We start from the raw sequence: 1,591 nt of genomic DNA on the forward strand, positions 1-1,591 counted from the left end.
CTGATAAGCAAAGTTTCGAATCCCACACCCCCATGATGCAGCAGTATTTAAAACTAAAAGCACAACATTCAGACATACTGCTGTTTTATCGTATGGGTGATTTTTACGAACTCTTCTTCGATGATGCAAAAAAAGCCTCTCAATTATTGGACATCTCGCTCACTAAACGCGGGCAATCTGCGGGGCAACCTATACCAATGGCTGGGGTTCCTCACCATGCCGCCGAAGGCTACTTAGCCAAATTGGTGCAAATGGGTGAGTCTGTCGCAATTTGCGAACAAATTGGCGACCCAGCAACAAGCAAAGGGCCGGTAGAGCGCCAAGTCGTACGCATTGTCACCCCCGGCACCATTACTGATGAAGCTCTTTTAAATGAGCGGCAAGACAACTTACTGGCCGCGGTTTGGCAAGACCCACAAGGTTTTGGTTATGCCACTTTAGATATTACCTCTGGGCGTTTTATTATTAGCGAAATTGCCGACGAAGAAGCACTGCAAGCTGAACTTCAGCGCACTCGCCCTGCTGAGTTACTGTACCCAGAAGACTTCGCTAGCATGTCACTTATTGAACATAATAAAGGGTTACGTCGTCGCCCATTATGGGAATATGAACTCGATACGGCAAAACAGCAGCTTGGCTTACAGTTTGGTACCAAAGACTTAGTCGGGTTTGGCGTCGAAAATGCCCACAAAGCCCTTCGTGCAGCAGGCTGTTTACTGCAATATGTGAAAGATACACAACGTACTTCGTTACCCCACATTCGCAGTATTGTGATGGAAAAACAAAATGATAATGTCATTTTGGATGCAGCAACTCGTCGAAATTTAGAGATCACACAAAACCTAGCCGGCGGTACAGAAAATACCCTTGCCGCAATTTTAGATATGTGTGTCACCCCAATGGGTAGCCGCATGTTAAAACGCTGGCTGCATACACCTTTAAGAAACATTCAAGTCTTGAATAACCGCCAGCAAGCTATTGGGGCTCTACAGGAATGTGGTTTTGAACTGCAACCTTTTTTACGTCAAATTGGGGATTTAGAACGTGTATTGGCCCGTCTTGCGTTACGTTCTGCACGGCCTCGTGACTTAACGCGCATGCGCCATGCTTTCCAACAATACCAAGATATTCATCAAATCTTGGGGCAATCCAATAGCGCCTACTTGCAAGATTTACAACAACGGATTGGCCAATTTGACGAACTACAAGCGTTACTTGAAAGAGCCATTATCGATGCTCCGCCAGTCTTAGTTCGTGATGGCGGCGTCATCGCCCCAGGGTATAACAGTGAACTCGATGAATGGCGTGCACTCGCAGATGGTGCTACAGATTACCTAGATAAACTGGAAATTCGCGAAAGGGAAAAACTGGGGATAGACACACTTAAAGTTGGTTATAACGCGGTGCACGGGTACTATATCCAAGTCAGCCGAGGTCAAAGCCACCTAACTCCAATCCACTATGTTCGTCGTCAAACCCTAAAAAATGCAGAACGCTATATTATTCCTGAATTAAAAGAATATGAAGATAAAGTACTGACATCAAAAGGGAAAGCGTTAGCAATTGAAAAAGCATTATATGATGAGCTATT

General features: G+C 45.2%; 1 protein-coding gene. It reads left to right on the top strand.

The window, feature by feature from the left end; genetic code table 11:
• Positions 1-1,591, top strand: a 1,591-nt coding sequence (gene mutS / locus OQV04_RS24515; RefSeq protein ID WP_332643230.1) for a DNA mismatch repair protein MutS, incomplete at both ends; no start/stop codon positions are given.

It is taken from the genome of Escherichia sp. Lx600-2 (assembly GCF_036662595.1).
Taxonomy (GTDB): Bacteria; Pseudomonadota; Gammaproteobacteria; order Enterobacterales; family Enterobacteriaceae; genus Escherichia; species Escherichia coli.